Origin of the sequence: Sphingomonas telluris, from assembly GCF_022568775.1 — a bacterium.
In the GTDB taxonomy this organism is placed as follows: Bacteria; Pseudomonadota; Alphaproteobacteria; order Sphingomonadales; family Sphingomonadaceae; genus Sphingomicrobium; species Sphingomicrobium telluris.
Window position 1 is genome coordinate 1,539,684 of sequence record NZ_JAKZHW010000001.1, and the last position, 16,630, is coordinate 1,556,313.

Annotated in this window: 19 protein-coding genes and 1 tRNA gene; 10 read left to right on the forward strand and 10 right to left on the reverse strand. The window is 64.6% G+C overall.

Annotated elements, in window-relative coordinates; all coding sequences use genetic code 11:
* Positions 1–81: 81 nt before the first annotated feature.
* The gene (locus LZ016_RS07855) at positions 82–555 is read left to right on the forward strand and encodes an RNA pyrophosphohydrolase (protein ID WP_241446839.1); all 474 of its coding nucleotides are present in this window, start codon (positions 82–84) and stop codon (positions 553–555) included.
* A gap of 1 nt (position 556) precedes the next feature.
* Here the strand turns inward: LZ016_RS07855 and LZ016_RS07860 are convergent, their stop codons facing one another.
* Positions 557–703: a hypothetical protein gene (locus LZ016_RS07860; RefSeq protein ID WP_241446840.1), complete on the reverse strand. Its 147-nt coding sequence runs from the start codon at positions 701–703 to the stop codon at positions 557–559.
* A 112-nt stretch (positions 704–815) separates the two neighbouring features.
* Here LZ016_RS07860 and LZ016_RS07865 point away from each other — a divergent pair, with 112 nt between their 5' ends.
* The gene (locus LZ016_RS07865; protein WP_241446841.1) at positions 816–1,298 is read left to right on the forward strand and encodes a hypothetical protein; all 483 of its coding nucleotides are present in this window, start codon (positions 816–818) and stop codon (positions 1,296–1,298) included.
* Here the strand turns inward: LZ016_RS07865 and LZ016_RS07870 are convergent.
* The gene (locus LZ016_RS07870; protein ID WP_241446842.1) at positions 1,295–1,684 is read right to left on the reverse strand and encodes a GFA family protein; all 390 of its coding nucleotides are present in this window, start codon (positions 1,682–1,684) and stop codon (positions 1,295–1,297) included. The two genes, LZ016_RS07865 and LZ016_RS07870, sit on opposite strands and share 4 nt — an antisense overlap.
* 185 nt (positions 1,685–1,869) lie before the next feature.
* Between LZ016_RS07870 and LZ016_RS07875 the strand changes: the two genes are divergently transcribed.
* Entirely contained in the window at positions 1,870–2,100 is a 231-nt protein-coding gene (locus LZ016_RS07875) for a hypothetical protein (RefSeq protein WP_241446843.1), read from the forward strand.
* A gap of 160 nt (positions 2,101–2,260) precedes the next feature.
* Positions 2,261–2,908, forward strand: coding sequence for a response regulator (locus tag LZ016_RS07880; protein WP_241446844.1), 648 nt, complete (start codon positions 2,261–2,263; stop codon positions 2,906–2,908).
* A 25-nt stretch (positions 2,909–2,933) separates the two neighbouring features.
* Here LZ016_RS07880 and LZ016_RS07885 read toward each other — a convergent pair whose 3' ends face one another.
* On the reverse strand, positions 2,934–3,380 hold the full coding sequence (locus LZ016_RS07885; RefSeq protein ID WP_241446845.1) for a hypothetical protein: 447 nt from the start codon (positions 3,378–3,380) through the stop codon (positions 2,934–2,936).
* Positions 3,381–3,514: 134 nt separating this feature from the next.
* On the opposite strand from LZ016_RS07885, the gene LZ016_RS07890 reads away from it, so the two are divergent.
* The 6 genes from LZ016_RS07890 to LZ016_RS07915 are packed head-to-tail and all read left to right on the forward strand — an operon-like array spanning position 3,515 to position 11,759.
* A complete protein-coding gene (locus LZ016_RS07890; RefSeq protein WP_241446846.1) occupies positions 3,515–5,686 on the forward strand; it encodes an RNA degradosome polyphosphate kinase in 2,172 nt (723 codons plus the stop codon).
* A gap of 12 nt (positions 5,687–5,698) precedes the next feature.
* Positions 5,699–7,147 (forward strand): Ppx/GppA family phosphatase, encoded by a 1,449-nt coding sequence (locus LZ016_RS07895; RefSeq protein ID WP_241446847.1) that lies wholly within the window; start codon positions 5,699–5,701, stop codon positions 7,145–7,147.
* A 47-nt stretch (positions 7,148–7,194) separates the two neighbouring features.
* A complete protein-coding gene (locus LZ016_RS07900; protein ID WP_241446848.1) occupies positions 7,195–8,238 on the forward strand; it encodes a potassium channel family protein in 1,044 nt (347 codons plus the stop codon).
* 46 nt (positions 8,239–8,284) lie between these two features.
* Positions 8,285–9,493, forward strand: a complete 1,209-nt coding sequence (locus LZ016_RS07905) for a hydrolase (RefSeq protein WP_241446849.1) — start codon at positions 8,285–8,287, stop codon at positions 9,491–9,493.
* Positions 9,490–10,506 carry an arginine N-succinyltransferase gene (locus LZ016_RS07910; RefSeq protein WP_241446850.1) on the forward strand — a complete coding sequence of 339 codons (1,017 nt, stop codon included), beginning with the start codon at positions 9,490–9,492 and terminating at the stop codon, positions 10,504–10,506. Before LZ016_RS07905 ends, LZ016_RS07910 begins: the two co-directional genes overlap by 4 nt.
* Positions 10,506–11,759, forward strand: a complete 1,254-nt coding sequence (locus tag LZ016_RS07915) for an N-succinylarginine dihydrolase (protein WP_241446851.1) — start codon at positions 10,506–10,508, stop codon at positions 11,757–11,759. Before LZ016_RS07910 ends, LZ016_RS07915 begins: the two co-directional genes overlap by 1 nt.
* A 370-nt stretch (positions 11,760–12,129) precedes the next feature.
* On the opposite strand, the gene LZ016_RS07925 is transcribed toward LZ016_RS07915, so the two are convergent.
* The 7 genes from LZ016_RS07925 to LZ016_RS07955 form a co-directional block, all read right to left on the reverse strand.
* A complete protein-coding gene (locus LZ016_RS07925; RefSeq protein ID WP_241446852.1) occupies positions 12,130–12,474 on the reverse strand; it encodes a hypothetical protein in 345 nt (114 codons plus the stop codon).
* Between the two features lie 56 nt (positions 12,475–12,530).
* Entirely contained in the window at positions 12,531–12,785 is a 255-nt protein-coding gene (locus LZ016_RS07930; protein WP_241446853.1) for a hypothetical protein, read from the reverse strand.
* A gap of 391 nt (positions 12,786–13,176) precedes the next feature.
* A complete protein-coding gene (locus tag LZ016_RS07935; RefSeq protein ID WP_241446854.1) occupies positions 13,177–13,332 on the reverse strand; it encodes a hypothetical protein in 156 nt (51 codons plus the stop codon).
* Positions 13,314–14,483, reverse strand: a complete 1,170-nt coding sequence (locus LZ016_RS07940; RefSeq protein ID WP_241446855.1) for an NRAMP family divalent metal transporter — start codon at positions 14,481–14,483, stop codon at positions 13,314–13,316. The genes LZ016_RS07935 and LZ016_RS07940 overlap by 19 nt, the downstream gene beginning before the upstream one ends.
* 69 nt (positions 14,484–14,552) lie before the next feature.
* Positions 14,553–15,911 (reverse strand): PQQ-dependent sugar dehydrogenase, encoded by a 1,359-nt coding sequence (locus tag LZ016_RS07945; protein WP_241447486.1) that lies wholly within the window; start codon positions 15,909–15,911, stop codon positions 14,553–14,555.
* On the reverse strand, positions 15,911–16,366 hold the full coding sequence (locus LZ016_RS07950; RefSeq protein ID WP_241446856.1) for a DUF2231 domain-containing protein: 456 nt from the start codon (positions 16,364–16,366) through the stop codon (positions 15,911–15,913). The genes LZ016_RS07945 and LZ016_RS07950 overlap by 1 nt, the downstream gene beginning before the upstream one ends.
* A gap of 133 nt (positions 16,367–16,499) precedes the next feature.
* Positions 16,500–16,576, reverse strand: a tRNA-Arg gene (locus tag LZ016_RS07955).
* Positions 16,577–16,630 lie beyond the last annotated feature (54 nt).

The following is a 16,630-nucleotide window of genomic DNA, read 5'->3' on the forward strand; positions in this document are numbered from 1 at the left end:
TTAGGACTCTGACGTCTCTTTCGCCACCTTTCTGTCACGAAAACACTCCCCGCGTCGGGACAGTGCCGTTATGGGCCCCGCATGAGCGACGACGACAAGAAGTACCGCCGCGGAGTCGGCGTCATGCTGCTGAACAAGGATGGGAAGGTCTTCGTCGGGCGGCGCATCGATAACACCGACGAGGCATGGCAGATGCCCCAGGGCGGCATCGACAAGGGCGAGAAGCCGTGGGCGACTGCAAAGCGCGAGCTGGAAGAGGAAACAGGCATCCCGCCGCACCTGGTAGAGCGAATTGCCGAATGCCCGGAGTGGCTGAAGTACGACCTGCCGCCGGAGCTTCAGGGCAAATTATGGGGCGGCAAATGGCGGGGCCAGCTGCAGGACTGGTACCTGGCGCGCTTCACGGGCGACGACAGCGACGTGAACATCGCCACCAACCATCCCGAGTTCAACGACTGGAAATGGATCGAGCCGGAGCAACTTCCGGACCTGATCGTCCCCTTCAAGCGGGACCTTTACCGCCGGCTGTTGAAGGAGTTCGAGGAGTACCTCTAGGTCAGGTGCGCGGCGGCGCCGTGAAATAGCCGATGCCGCCGCCGACGAGGGCGCCGAAGATCGGGCCCACGAACGGCAGTGGGATTGCCACGACTGCACCGATGGCGGCCGCAATCGCTGCGCGCTTCGCCCGTGGATCTTCAAGCATCTCATGCCTCCTGTAGTGTCTTATATACATAATACACCAGCATGTCTACTGGGACTGGAGACATTCCCGTAGAGACGGGCGCGGCCATTCTTGTCATCACCTTCCGCCGACGATGAGCACCGACCCGGACAAGCCGACCGACGCCGACATCGAGCAGGAGATCCGGCGGAACCGGAAGTTCAGCGCGGAGGAAGCGCTTGGGCGGATGGCCGGACCCGGCGCGATGAAGGGAGCCTCCGCTCTTTCTCCGCAGCAGCAGGCGGAGAATGCGGTGGGCGACTGGTTGCGGCACAATGTTGCCGATACCGCGGGAGCGTTGCGGACGGTGATGCACCGCCACGTCAACGCCAGCGATGCGCTCCAGAAGGACCCTGAACATCCCTTGCTGGCGCTGGCGGGCTACTGCCGCCGGGTACTCGCTTCCGATGACCTGCTGAAGGAAGTCGTCCGCGAAGCCGACGTCGAATGGGGCCGCGCGATGGATGAACGGCCCTTCTTTGAGCGCGAAGGCGCTGCGCCCCACCCCGACGACCCCTACACGCTTCAGTCCGTGCGATCGGTCCTGGCCGAAGCACTCAGGCGGCTGGAGCCTTAATCCTCGAAGCGGCCGGAACCGCGATCGCGTTCGTATGTCCGCGTGGCGGGGAAAGGCGGAAGCCATTGCTCGCGCCGGATCGTCCATAATTCATAGGTGGGCTCGAACTGACTCGGCTCGTCCAGTGCGCCCAGATTCACTTCGACCTCGTCGCCGCTGCGCCCGAATACGGACGAGCCGCAGCGTGGGCAGAAATGCCGCCCCCTGAACTCACCCGTCTCGCCTTCGATTGCCACTGCGTCGGCCGGAAAGATCGCCGACGCGTGAAATGTCGCTCCGTGATGCTTGCGGCAGTCGAGGCAGTGGCACACTCCGACGCGATAGGGACGTCCGCTTGCTTCGATTCTGACCGATCCGCAGAGGCAGCCACCGTTCACCCGATCCATAACAAACCCTCCTGCGGCCCGGGATTCGCCTGAGACCGGACCCTTAGCTCAAACTCCTGATTCCTCCCGATTTTCGTGAACCCGAGATGAATAGATAGTGCGTGTGCGAGGACAGTTCTTCGTCGCACGTGCATGGGCCTGCGTCTTGAAGCCCCAGTCATCCTTGGGTTCGAGAAACGCAGGATATGGCGCAATTCAAACCTCTTAGCCCGCCGGACCGCCGATCTGTCCCCGAAGATGAGATCATCTTCAGCCTGCGCGACGGCTACGTCTGGGCAAGCTGGCCGGGAACGAACGCTTCGGTCCGGCTCGGCCGGTACGAGATGGTGCCCGCCATGATGCGGGACTTCCTGGAGCAGGACGCCTTAGGGCAACGCATGATGGGATCGCCCATCAGCCGCCACTTTCGCCCCTGAGCCAGGCGCTTCCCGGCAACAACAATTGTCGCCAATTCGAAAACGGTGGTCGTTGCCTCCGTGACGATCTAGAAGAATCCCCACGTAAGTTAGGCCTGGGGGAAGCGATGGTGTCAAATGACGTCTATGCGCGTGCGCCACAGACTCACATGAGCGCGCGTTGACCAACGCTCCGCTTCGGATCCTGATTGCAGACGATCACGACGCCATCATTCGCGGCGTGCAATCGCTCATCGAGACGGACAAGCGTTACCAGGTCGTCGGCGTTGCTCACGACGGAAGAGAAGCGCTCCGCCTGATCCGTGAACTCAATCCGCGGATCGTGGTGCTGGACTACTCGCTGCCAGAGCTCAACGGACTGGACGTGGCGCGAACCGTACAGCGGGAGAAACTGGACACGTCGATTCTGCTCTATTCGATGCACGATCGGCAGGAGATCGTGTCGGAAGTCATCCGAGCCGGCGTTCGCGGCTTCGTCGTGAAATCGGACCCGCAGCAGCATCTGCTGACGGCGCTCGATGCCTTGTCGCAGAACAGGCCCTATTTCTCGCCGACGATTTCCGACGCGCTTCTGGAGCAGTTCCTGAACTCGGCTCCAAATACGCCCGGTTCGATCCTCACGCCTAAGGAGCGTGAGGTCGTCCAGCTCATCGCCGAAGGGAAGTTGAACAAGCAGGTCGCGGCCCACCTGAACATCGCACTGAAGACGGTCGAGACGCACCGATCGACCGCCATGCGAAAGCTGAAGGTTCGGACCACGGCGGAGCTCGTCCGCTGGGCCGTGAGGACAAATTTGATTCAGGCCTAGGAGGGACGTCGAGCCTCGGAACGGGCTACTTCTTCTTGCCCGCCTTCTTGGCCTTCTTGCCGCCTGACTTCTTGCCCTTGCCGCCGCTGTCGCCGCCGATCGCATCGATGCTCCGGCGCGCAACGTCCATCGCAAGCTGCCAGAGCGCGCTGCCGCTATCGACGCCGCTCTTCGCCGCCTGCTTGATTTCCTGGCCGGCCTCGGTCGCCAGAGCGCGAGCCCGCTTGGGATCGCGAAGCGCGGCCGCTGCAGCGACCAGGGTCGCCGCCACGATTTCGCTGGTGGCCGGGTTCTGGGCGATCTTCTTCGCGCCCGTCACCACCTTCTGGACCTTGGGGGCCTTGGCCACCTTCGCCACCTTGGCGACTTTCGTGGTCTTGGCGGGTTTCGCGGCGGGCGCCGCGGCCCTCGGTCTCGAAGGCTTCTTGGATGCTGTTCCGGCCTTGGTACTCTTGGTCGTCTGCTTGGCCACCGTGGCGCCCTCCCGAGAATTCACCCGATATCTTCGTAGCGTCATACGACTGTAATGTCCCTCTGTTTCAGTTCGGGGACATCCACCACATGGCCTGCTACACGCGGACCATGGCAGCAACACGTGCGAAACGAATGGCCACTTCCGCAGAGACACAACTGCCTGATCCTGTGGTCGAGGCCACTCCGGAAATACCCGCTGCTCCCGAGCCGAGATACTTCAACCGCGAGCTGAGCTGGCTGGCCTTCAACCGGCGCGTCCTGGAAGAGGCCAGCAACGATCATCACCCGCTGCTCGAGCGGCTGCGTTTCCTGTCGATTTCCGCCAACAACCTGGACGAGTTCTTCATGGTCCGCGTCGCCGGCCTGAAGGCACACCAGGCCCTCGGCATCGAGGAAATGTCGCCCGACGGGCTAACCACCCTTCAGCAGCTCCAGGCGATCGACGAAGAGACCGACCGGCTGGTCGGCAGCCAGCTACAGGTCCTCGCGCAGCTACAGGAGGCTCTCGCGCAGGTCGGCGTCATTACGATCGGCTATGAGAAGCTCGACGAGGCGGCCGAAGCCTGGCTGGACCAGCATTTCCGCGAGCAGATCTTCCCGCTGCTGACGCCGCAGGCAATCGACCCCGCGCATCCCTTTCCGTTCATTCCGAACAAGGGCTTCACTCTGATCTTCGAGCTTCGTCGGGGTCGCACCGAGCCGATCCGCGAGCTCATCATGCTGCCGACGGCAGTGCCGCGATTCATCCGGATTCCGGGCAAGAAGGCGCGCTACATCTCTCTGGAAACGCTGATCCGGCGGAAGACCGACTACCTCTTCCCCAAATATACGGTGCTCGGCGGCGGCGCGTTCCGCGTCATCCGCGACAGCGACATCGAGGTCGAGGAAGAGGCCGAGGATCTGGTCCGCTACTTCCGCACCGCGATCAAGCGGCGCCGGCGCGGGCGCGTCGTGCGGCTGGAGATCGAGCCGGACATGCCGGACACTTTGGTGCGCGGCATCAAGCAGGGCCTCGACGCCGGCAATGCAATCATCTCCGACGAATTCTCGCTGCTTGGCCTCAACGACCTCTCGATCATCGTCGATGAGGACCGTCCGGATCTGAAATTCCCTCCATTCGACCCGCGCATTCCGGAACGCATCCGCGAGCATGGCGGCGATTGCTTCGCCGCGATCCGGGAAAAGGACATCCTCGTCCATCACCCGTACGAGAGCTTCGAAGTGGTGGTCGAGTTCGTGCGGCAAGCGGCGGCCGATCCTGAGGTCGTCGCCATCAAGCAGACGCTCTACCGCGCGGGCAAGCAGTCGGCGATCATCAAGGCGCTCATCGACGCGGCCGAGGCCGGCAAGTCCGTGACGGCCGTGGTCGAGCTCAAGGCCCGCTTCGACGAAGAGCAGAATATCCTCTGGGCCAATGCGCTCGAACGCGCCGGCGTGCAGGTCGTCTACGGTTTCGTCGACTGGAAGACGCACGCGAAGGTGTCGATGATCATCCGGCGCGAGGCAAAGGGCTATCGCACCTACTGCCACTTCGGCACCGGCAATTATCATCCGGTGACGGCGCGCATCTACACGGACGTCAGCTACTTCACGGCCGATCCGCGCATTGGGCGCGATGCGGCCAAGCTGTTCAACTACATCACCGGCTATCTCGAGCCGAAGAACCTGCGCCAGCTGGTCATTTCACCCGCAGGAATGCGGCCGGAGCTGCTGCGGCTGATGGACGTGGAGATTGCCGCGGCCAAGGCGGGCAAGCCGTCGGGCATCTGGGCGAAGCTCAACTCGCTGGTCGACCCGATCATCATCGACAAGCTCTACGAGGCGAGCGAGGCCGGGGTGTCGGTCGACCTCGTCGTCCGCGGCATTTGCTGCCTCCGTCCGGGCGTTCCGGGCCTGTCTGAAAACATTTACGTGAAGTCGATCGTCGGGCGCTTTCTGGAACATGCGCGCCTGTGGTGCTTTGCCAATGGGCATGAGCTGCCGCACCCGGAAGCGAGGGTGTACATAAGCTCTGCGGACTGGATGCCTCGCAACCTGGACAGGCGGATCGAGTACATGCTGCCCATCGACAACAAAACCGTCCACGCCCAGCTTCTCGACCAGGTGATGGTCGCGAACCTGATCGACAATGAGCAGAGCTGGCGGCTGCTGCCGGACGGCACGTACGAGCGGCTTCGGCCCAAGGCGAACGAGGCATTCAACCTGCACGAATATTTCATGAGCAACCCGTCGCTATCCGGCCGCGGGCAGGCGTTGAAGAAGGGCCGCAAGGTCCCCAAGCTCCGCTTCCAGCGCGGCCGCTAAGACGAGGAAGACTTGACGCGTCGTCAGCCCGTTTCCGTCATCGACATCGGTTCCAACTCAGTCCGCCTGGTGATCTATTCCGGGCGGCAGCGTGCGCCGTCGCCCATGTTCAACGAGAAGGTCATGGCCGGGCTCGGCTCGGGCCTCAGCGAGGACGGCGAGCTCCACGAGGACAGCATGCAGTCCGCACTGCGCGCGCTGAACCGCTACCGGCTGCTGCTGAAGCACGTGCGCGTGAAGGAAACGCGAGTGGTGGCGACTGCTGCAGTTCGCGACGCCCACAATGGCGACGACTTCGTCCGCGAGGTCGAGGCGATGGGCCTCCCCTGCGAGGTCATCAGCGCCGACGAAGAAGCGCATTACTCCGGCCTCGGCGTCGTCTCGGCTTTTCCCGGCGCCAGCGGAATCGTGGGCGACCTTGGCGGTGGCAGCCTGGAGTTGGTGGAGGTCGGCGGCGGCAACGCGCTCAACGGGATCTCGCTTCCGCTCGGCGTGCTCCGCGCCGACCGCAGCAAGGCGGGCTCCAAGAAGGCCTACGAAGCCCTTCGCGAGGGATTGAAGAAGAACGGCCTGCACAAGGCCGGCAAGGGGCGGCCGTTCTACATGGTCGGGGGTTCGTGGCGCGCGCTCGCCAAGATCGACATGGCCGCGACAAACTTCCCGCTCCCGGCGACGCATCATTACCGGATGAAGCCATCGCGCGCAGCGGAGCTCAAGAAGCTGGCCGAGGAAGGCGGCGACCTGCTGCGCGTCGTGTCACCCGCGCGCCATGCGGCGACCCCGATCGCGGCGATGCTCCTGACGCACATCGTCGACCTGCTCGAGCCGAGCGAACTCATCGTCTCCGCATTCGGCCTTCGCGAAGGCCTGCTCTACTCGCAGCTCGACAAGAGGACGCGCGCGCTCGATCCGCTCGTCGAGGCGGCGCGGGATGCCGGCGGCGGCGAGCATCGTTTCGGACAGCATGGCGACCTCCTCCACGAATGGGTGTCGCCACTATTCGAGGACAGTCCGAAAATGGAGCGGCTCCGGCGGGCCGCCTGCCTGCTCGCGGACGTCGCGTGGCAGGCGGCGCCGATGTTCCGGGCCGATCGCGGCGTGGAAATGGCGCTGCACGGCGACTGGACCGGCGTGGATGCTGCGGGGCGCGTCATCATGGCGCAGGCGTTGACGTCCAACTTCGGGCGGGACGGCCTGCCGGATCAGCGGATGAACCAGTTGGTCCGGCCTGAGGACCTCAGGCGCGCGCATTGCTGGGGCCTGGCGATGCGCCTCGGCCAGCGGCTTAGCGGCGGCGTGGCCTCGGTGCTCGAGCGGACAAACCTCAATCTCAGCCGGACCGGGGTGACCTTGTGCGTCCCGCACCGCGAAGAAGCACTTGCCGGAGACGCGGTCCGCCGGCGCCTTCAACGCCTTGCGGAATCGCTTGACCGAAAGGCAGAGGTCGCGACGTTCATCTGACAGCGTGAACCAAAACGGCATTAGTCGAGTTGCGGCAAAGGGAAGAGATGGCCGCCGAAGAAGACACCAGCGAACTGCTCATGCTGCGGCGCAAGCCGCGGGTCACTGGCTGGTTCGGGCTCGCGTGGCGGATCGCAGCGGTCGTCGGCCTGCTCGGCTTTCTCGTCGTCGTCCACTGGCTCGAGCGCGACGGGCTGAAGGATACGCACGACGGCAGCGTCAGCTTCATCGACGTCCTTTATTTCACGATGATCAGCGCGACGACGACGGGTTACGGCGACATCGTTCCGGTGACGCCGCGCACGAGGCTCTTCGACGCCTTCGTCGTCACGCCGATCCGCATCCTCTTTCTACTGATCTTCGTCGGCTCGGCCTATCTGTTCGTGGCGAGGCGATCCTGGGAGAAATTCCTCATGAGACGAATCCAGCGCAGCCTCACCGATCACATCGTCGTTGCCGGCTACGGAACGAAGAACCGGCGCGCCGTGGACGAGCTGATCGATCTCGGCGCCAATCCCGAGGACATCGTCGTCATCGACCTGGATCCGGAACGGCTGGAGCGCGCGAAGGCGCTCGGCTGCACCGTGCTGCAGGGCGACGCCGCGCGCGACCAGACGATCCGCTCGGTCCATGTCGAAAGGGCGAAGCTCGTCATCATCTCGGCGGGCCGCGACGACACGTCGATCCTCATCTGCCTGACCGTTCGCGACTTCGCGCCCGACGTTCGCATCAGCATCGCCGTCAACGAGGAGGACAATATCGCCCCTGCCCGCCGCGCCGGAGCGAACGTCGTCGTAAACCCGCTCGACTTCGCGGGTCTCTTGCTTGCGACCACGCACGCGGGTCAGCACATTGCGGATTATCTCGCCGACCTGGCCTCGATGAAGGGCAAGGTGCGCCTGATCGAACGCGACGTGCTTCCCGAGGAAATCGGGCGGTCGCTCAAGGACGTTAGCGACATGGGCGTACGCATCATTCGCGGAGGCACCGCCTACGGCTTCTGGCGGCCGCAGGTGCAAAAGCTGGAAGCAGGCGACGTGATCATGGAGATTGCGCCGACCGCCGCCGGGCAGGAGCCTTCTCCCGCGTAAGCCACGGTGTGGCGTTCGGCCCGCGCTACGGCTAGGAGCCGGGGGCATGGGGGAATTGTCGTCCAGCGAACAGATGGCGGTCGAGCGCGCGGCGGCAGAGCCGATGCTCGACCAGGTATTGGGCTGGGCAGCGGTCAACAGCGGCTCGCGCAATCTCGATGGCCTCGCCACCGTGGCGGGGCTTCTTGCAGACGCCTTCTCGGCGCTTCCCGGAAGCATCGTGCTGGTCGACCCCGCACCGGTGGAAGCGGTCGATGCCTCCGGCCGTACCATAGCCATCGAGCATGGCCGCAACCTGCACTTGAAGGTGCGCCCGGACGCGCCGGTGCAGCTTCTTTTCACCGGCCACATGGACACGGTGTTCGGCGCCGATCATGCGTTCCAGGAAACGCGCTGGATCGACGAGCAGGTCATCAATGGGCCCGGCACTGCCGACATGAAGGGCGGGCTCGCGGTGATGCTCGCGGCGCTCAAAGCCGTTGAGCAGAGCGATGCGGCAACCAGCGTCGGCTACGAGGTTGTTCTTAACAGCGACGAGGAAGTCGGTTCGCTTGGCTCCGCACCGCTGATCGCCGAAGCGGCTCGCGGGAAGCGCACGGCGCTGACCTACGAGCCGTCCGCACTTCCGGACGGGACGCTAGCCGGCGCGCGTCCGGGCAGCGGCAATTTCGCGATCACGATCCGCGGCCGCTCTGCGCACGCCGGCCGCAATCCCGAGGACGGGCGCAACGCACTGCTCGCCGCGGCCGATCTCGCTCTCCGGTTCGAGGCGATGCGCAAGCCGGGCCTGTCGGTGAACCCTGCGAAGATCGATGGCGGATCGCCGACCAACGTGGTGCCCGACATCGCCATCCTCCGTGTCAACATGCGGCCCGCCACGCCCGCGCTTGAAGCCGACGCCAGAGTGTCGATCCAGCAGGCCGTCTCCGCCGTGTCGTCCGAGCGCGAAGTCAGCATGCACGTGCACGGCGGCTTCGCTCGTCCGCCCAAGCCGATGACGCCGGAGATGGACAACCTGTTCGGCCTCGTGAAACAGGCCGGCGCCGACCTCGGCCAGGCGATCGGCTGGCAACCGTCCGGCGGCGTCTGCGACGGCAACAACATCGCCGCTTGCGGCGTGCCCGTCGTCGACACGATGGGCGTGCGCGGCGGCAAGATCCACAGCATGGAGGAATTTCTGATCGTCGAAAGCCTGAAGGAACGCGCGGCATTGTCGGCGCTGACCATCCTGCGACTGGCCGGAGGGAACGCATGAGCTTCCGCGTCCGCCCGGTCACGGCCGATGACTTCGGCGCCATCTACGAAATGGCCAAGCTCACCGGCGGCGGGTTCACCAACCTTCCGCCCGACCGCGCGACCCTGGTCCAGAAGATCGCGCGTTCCGACAAAGGCTTCTCGCGCGCCGAGGACAGCCAATCCGACGACCTGTATATGTTCGTCCTGGAGGACCCGAAGGCCAGCGTCATCCGCGGCACCTGCCAGGTGTTCGGCCAAGTCGGCGTTCGCCAGCCCTTCTATTCCTATCACCTGAGCACGCTGACCCAGACCAGCCCTGAACTCGGCAAGACCTTCCGTAACCAGACTCTGACGCTGACGACCGACCTCGAAGGGTCGTCGGAAGTCGGCGGCCTGTTCCTTCACCCAAACGCTCGCGCGGGCGGGCTCGGGTCATTGCTCGCGCGCAGCCGCTACCTGTTCATCAAATCGCACCGCGCGCGCTTCGGCGACCGCGTCCTCGCCGAGCTTCGCGGGGTGATGGACGAGGCCGGCAACGCGCCCTTCTGGGATGGGCTCGCGGGGCGCTTCTTCGACATGACCTTCCCGGAGGCGGACGAGTTTAACGCCGTGCACGGCACGCAATTCATCGCCGACCTCATGCCCAAGACGCCGATCTACGTCTCACTGCTGAGCGAGTCCGCGCGTGCCGTCATGGGCCTTCCGCATCCAACCGGCCGGGCAGCTCTGCGCATGCTCGAGGAGGAAGGATTCTCCTTCGACCGCTACATCGACATCTTCGACGGCGGGCCGACAGTGACGGCGCACATCGACGACCTGCGCACGATCGACGAGTCGGACGAGGAGACGATCGTCGAGATCTCGGAGGGCGGGAAAACCAAGATGCTCCTCGCCCATGGCCAGCTGAAGGACTTCAAGGCCTGCTTCGGCATGGTGAAGCGCGCCGGACGCAAGGGCATCTGCATCGATGCCGAAGCAGCCGAGCTGCTCGGCGTGAAGGAAGGCGACACCGTCCTTGCGGTAAAGCGCTAGTGGCCCTTCGCGAGATCAACTTCGACGGGATCATCGGACCGTCGCACAATTATGCGGGGCTGAGCTTCGGCAACCTCGCGTCGACGAAGAACGCTGGCCAGGTTTCGCAACCGCGCGCGGCGGCGCTGCAGGGCATCGACAAGATGCGCGCCAACCTCGCGCTCGGGCTCGCCCAGGGCATCTTCTTGCCGAATGCTCGCCCGAACCGCAGCTGGCTGGCGGAACTCGGCACGGACTACGAGCACGCCGACGCGCCCCTCGCCGCAGCCGCCATGTCGGCCTCATCGATGTGGGCCGCGAATGCCGCGACGGTCTCGCCGGCGCCCGACACGAGCGACGGGCGCTGCCACCTGACCGCCGCCAACCTGCGGACCATGCCGCATCGCAGCCATGAATGGCCGGGCACGCTGGCGCAGCTGAAGATCGCCTTTGCCGACCCGGCGCATTTCCGCGTCCACGGCCCGGTCCCGCCCGCGTTCGGGGATGAAGGCGCTGCGAACCACATGCGCGTGACATCGAAGCACGGCGAGCGCGGCCTGGAGCTGTTCGTATACGGCGTCACCGGCGGCGCGTTCCCTGCGCGACAGCATTTGCAGGCTTCGAAGGCCATCGCGCGCCTTCACGGCCTCGATCCGGACCGCACCTTGTTCGTCGAGCAGTCCGAGGAGGCGATCGCCGCGGGCGCCTTCCACAACGACGTCGTCGCCGTGGCGAATGAGAACGTCCTCTTCGCGCACGAGCTGGCGTTCGCCGACCGCGCCGGCCTGGTCGGCTTTTGCGAGAGCCGCCTGCCCGGTTTCGAGCTGGTCGAGGTGCCCGCTGCGGAAGTGCCGATCGGCGACGCGATTACGTCCTATCTGTTCAACGCGCAGCTGGTGACCCCTCCCGACGGCGAGATGACGCTGGTCGTTCCGACCGAGGCTCGCGAGACGCCTACGGTCTGGTCGTGGATCGAGCGGCATATCGCCGGCAACGGCCCGATCCGCCGCGTCGAGGTCGTCGACGTTCGCCAGTCGATGGCCAATGGCGGCGGCCCTGCCTGCCTGAGGCTTCGCGTAGTCGCCGACCCCGCGACCGTGGATCCCCGCTTCATCGTCGACGATGCCAAGCTCGATAAATTGGCGGAGGTGATCCGCCGGACCTGGCCGATCGACATCGACAATGCCGACCTGCAAAAGCCGTCGCTCGCGACCGATGTGGAAGCGGCGCGAACCGCCTTGCTGGAAGCCCTGGACCTGACCGAACTCGCCTGAATCCCGTATCGGGACAAATCCGGGTTCTTAACGCCTTCGTAACTCTGTTTTTTAGGACGGAATCGGCTCAAAACCTGAGTCGAATCGTTCAGGCGTTAACACATGGCGATGCTTCGAAAACTCGGTCGACTATTCACCATCAAGACCCGCACCGAAGCGTGGCTGGTGACCTATGCCATCGCCTTGGGCGCAGTCGAACGGGCTCGCCACTATCTAGATCTGTACCCGGGGACTGGCGGCTGGCTGCTCGCCCTGGCGTGCACGGGCGTCGTCTTCATCGCCGGCGCGAAACTGCTGGATTCAGTGAAGCCGGCCCCTCCGGCGGTCGCGATGGGGCCCTACCCGCCGCGGGTGCAGCGCCGCGTGACCTCTACTCGTAGTCGACCCAGAGCGCGCCAGACGCGTTCCGGTTCAGGATCACCGCTTTCACTTCGCAGAGATTGACGCCGCTCCAGACGACGGTGCCGACGCCCTGAAGCGTCGCCTGGATGTCGAACGCGCAATCGGGGTCGTTGAACGTGACCGAGCCGCGCCCGCCCGGCGACGGAGCGGAGCCGAGAGGCTTCCAGTCCTTCGTCCCGTAGCGGCGGATCGTTAGCGCCTGCATGTTCAGGCCGGTATTGTTGACCACGGAAAAAGCGCCCGCACCTGCAATGGCAGGCACGGGCGTCGCGATTGTCGATACTGCAATGAGCAAGGCGAACAGCTTACGCATGAGCGTCAGTATATTCGCATTTGACCCTCCCGCGAACGGGAATCGCAAATGAGGGCCTAAGCGGCCTTCAGCTCGTGATAGCTGGAACGCGAGCTCCAACCGACCACGGTGACTGCATTTCCCTGCCGATAGCCTTCCTGCAGCGGCAGTGCCGTTCCGCAGAATGCGCATTCCGCCAGCAAGCGACCGAGAAACCAGTGAGTCCGACCGCAACCCGGGCAGTGGTTCACTTCGTTCTCACGATACACGGCATGATAGCCCCGCACCGCGGGATCGAACGGATCGCGGCGGGCGTCGATCGAAGTCAACATTCGTCGTTCCTTCCAGCCATTTCACCCTCCAACGAGCGATGAGTCGTTAGGTTTCAGAGATAATCTGCAATTGCGGCAAGATTGTCGCCTTCGGACCACAGACTGTTTCAGTCTGGAACGGTTTGGCGGGTTCTGTCGGACTGCCTGTGGATATTAACCGAGTCTTAGGTTTCTCCGGACCATCGTGCGGCAGTGGGAGAGGGACATGCCTTTTGGGGAGGCGCGTACGATGGAGTCGAACGAGCGTTATTATCGTCGCAGGGCCGTGGAGGAGCGTATGGCCGCCCAACGCGCCATGACCGAGCAGGCTCGGGCCTGGCATGCCAAGCTGGCGGCGGACTTTGCAGAGCGGGCTAATCCGACGACGGTCGCTGTAAGCGCCTAAGGGCGCTCACGCGATCCAGCTAACGACCAGAGCCGCCGTGCACAGGAATGTCACGGCGGTCGTCATCCAGCCAAGGAAATTCGTCTTCCAGCCGTTGGTCCGGGCGCCCACGACGCGCCGGCTGTTCGTCAGAAGCATCATGATCAGGAGCAGTGGCGGCACCGAAAAGCCCTGCACGATCCCCGACCAGACGAGCGCGCGCATCGGATTGAAGCCGAGGAAGTTGAGCCGACCGCAATCGCCGTGACCAGAGCGATCACTCCGTAGAACAGGCGATTGTCCTCCGGCTCGTCATGAAGGCTCGCCTGACGGCCAATGCCCTGGACGACGTCGTAGGCTGCGCCAGTGGTCATGACCGGCACGGCGAGGAAGCCGACGCCCACGACGCCCGCCGCGAACAGGAACTTCGCTCCCTCGCCTGCCAGAGGTTCCAGCGCCGATGCCGCCCGGGCGGCCGTTTCGATCTCGGTCTGGCCCGCCGGGTGGAGCGTGGTGCCCGTGGCAAGGATGATGAAATAGAGGATGACGTTGGAGAAGATCATGCCCGTCAGCACATCGCGACTGGTCTTCTTCATCTCGCGGCGAGTGGCCCCCCGTCGCTGCCAAAGCCGCCTGCGGCCGATGGCAATCTGTTCCTCGACCTCCTGGTTGGACTGCCAAGTGTAGACGTAGGCCGATAACGAAGTCCCGATGCAGGCGACGACCAGCGCCAGGAATTCGGCGTCGAGCCTCAGCCTTGGAACGAATGTCGCGCGAAGCACCTCTGCCGGATCTGGCCGGGTCATGATCGCCGCGGCGATGTAGGCGAACAGGACGAGCGCCAGCCAGCGGAAGACATGCCGGATCAGCGTGTAGGATCCGAAATACTGGATCGCGTAGATAATCGCCGCGGTCCCGACGACGATCACCGGGATTGGCAGCGGAACGAACAGGTTGAGCGCGGCTCCTATTCCACCCAGGTCTGCCGCAGCCTCGATGATGTTGCCGATGAAGGCGAGCGTCACGAGCGGATAAAGCACCCAGCGCGGGAACTGGTCGCGGATGCAGGCGAACAGCCCCTTGCCGTAGACCTGCCCGATCTTCGCCGACAGGTAGGTGACCACGTACATCATCGGCAGCAGGACGGGAGCGACCCAGAGGAAGCCCAAGCCGTATTTCGCCCCGGCGCTCGCGTACGTGCCGATGGCCGAAGGATCGTCGTCGGCCGCGCCGGTTACCACGCTGGCGCCGACCAGCTTGAGGATCCCCGGCGGCGGAGGCGGTGCCTCGACCTGGGTGTCGGCTTCGAGGGGTTCGCGGATGAAGTTGTTCACAGGTGCACGCAGAGAAGAAGGTCTGCGCTCAACCGGTGAGGAGCGCGCTGGCTCCTACGGCCGTTCGGATTAGTGCGCCGCCGCAGTCGTAACCGGAGCCGGCGCGGCACTTGGCTGCCAACCCGCCGGCGTAACCCGCCACACGGTATTTCCGACATCGTCGGCAATCAGAAGCGCACCGAACCGGTCTACCGCCACCCCGACGGGCCGCCCGAACGTCTTGCCCTTCGCCATGTCGAGGAAGCCCGTCACGACGTCGACAGGCTTGCCGGTCGGCTTTCCATCGGCGAACGGGACGAATACGACCTTGTAACCGGAAGGCGAATAGCGGTCCCAGCTACCGTGCTCGCCGATAAAGGCTCCACCACGATAGCGGCCGAGGAGAGTGCCGTTGTAGAAGGTCAGGCCCAGAGCAGCGACGTGCGAGCCGAGGGCATAGTCGGGCACGATGGCCTTCGCGACGAGCTCGGGGTTCTGCGGTCTGACGCGCGGGTCGAGGTGCTGGCCGTAATAGGAATAGGGCCAGCCGTAGAAGCCGCCGTCCCTCACCGAGGTCAGATAGTCCGGCACTAAGTGCGCGCCGAGCTCGTCGCGTTCGTTCACCACTACGAAGAGCGTATTGGTCCCCGGGTAGAAGACTGGGCTGTTCGGGTTGCGGAGGCCGGTCGCGAACTCGCGTGCGGCGCCGGTCTTGCGGTCGATCTCCCAGACCGAGGCCCTGCCCCGCTCGGCGTCCCAGCCGTTCTCGACGATATTACTGTTCGATCCGACGGTTGCGTACAGCTTCGTACCGTCGGGGCTGGCAACGAGGCTCTTCGTCCAGTGGTGATCGATGGGCCCGCCCGGCAATGGCGTGAGGGTCCGGCCCGGCGCGGTCAGCGTCGTCTGGCCCGGCGTATAGGGATAGGCGACCACGCCGTCCGTGTTGGCGACGTACAGCGTCCCGTCGACCCAGCTTACGCCGAACGGCGACCGGAGATTGTCGAGCAGGGTCGTCTGAACCTCGGGCCTGCCGTCGCCGTCCGCATCGCGGATGAGCGTAATGCGGCTCGCCGCCTTTGGACCGCCGGGGTAGCTCGTCGCCTTGTTCTTCACGAGCGCGACGATCGGGTCCTTCGGCCGCTTGACCGGCTCCGGCGGCGGCGACTTGGCCTGCACCGCCAAGATGTCGCCGTTGGGAAGAACGTAGACGAAGCGGGGATGCGCGAGGTTGGTGGCCAACGCCTTGATCTGCAGACCCGCCGCGACCGTCGGAGTCTTGCCCGCCGGCCAGCCCTCGCCGGGGGAAACGTTGACCGGCGGAAGCAGGAACTGCTTGGGCTCCGGCAGGACCGGGTTCGTGCCCATCTGGCTGGATTCGTCGAACTTGGGATCGCTGCAGGCCGCCACCGATGCCAGTGCGCAGCCGATCAGGAGGAGCCGTCTCATCACGCGTTTCTCCTCCACGTCAGAGTCGAGAACCCGGCGCCCACCAGCATCAGCAAGGCGACGATGCCGGAGAGGATCAGCCCTTCAGGAACAACCGCCGTCCAGCCGTCGCGGCTGTGGATGAAGGCGTTGAGCAGTGCCAGAAGCCAGGCGACGATGGGCAATAGGATATGCCATCCCGACCCGCGCGGACGGCCCTCGGACCTGCGCCGCTCGACCAGCCAGTCGACCGCGCCGAAGAATATGGCGAGGCCGCCCATCACCAGGCCGGCGACGATCAGCCAGATCGAGAAATACTGCCACTGCAGGTTGTACGACCGCGAGTAGGCAATGTCGGTGATGAAGGCCAAGGTGAAGTAAGCGAGCGGGAATGCTCCGAACACGGCGTGGAGCGCGTCGAGCGCCCCGCGCTTTTGCGTCTTTGTCGGTCGATCGTCCGGATCCGCTTGCGCCATATTCACCTCGCGCGGTTGCAACCGCCGATACGAGTGGCAGGTCGCAACGGTTCCATCGGCCGGAATGCCCGGGCTGCGAGTTAGCTCACGATTGCGATGCAACCGCTCAATTGCGCTCGGTGCCTCAGGAAAATGGCGCGCCCGGAACGATTCGAACGTCCGACCCTCAGATTCGTAGTCTGATGCTCTATCCAGCTGAGCTACGGGCGCGGCGCCGTGGAAACGGCAGGCGGGCGACATAGGGGCCTCGTTCGCGCCGCGCAA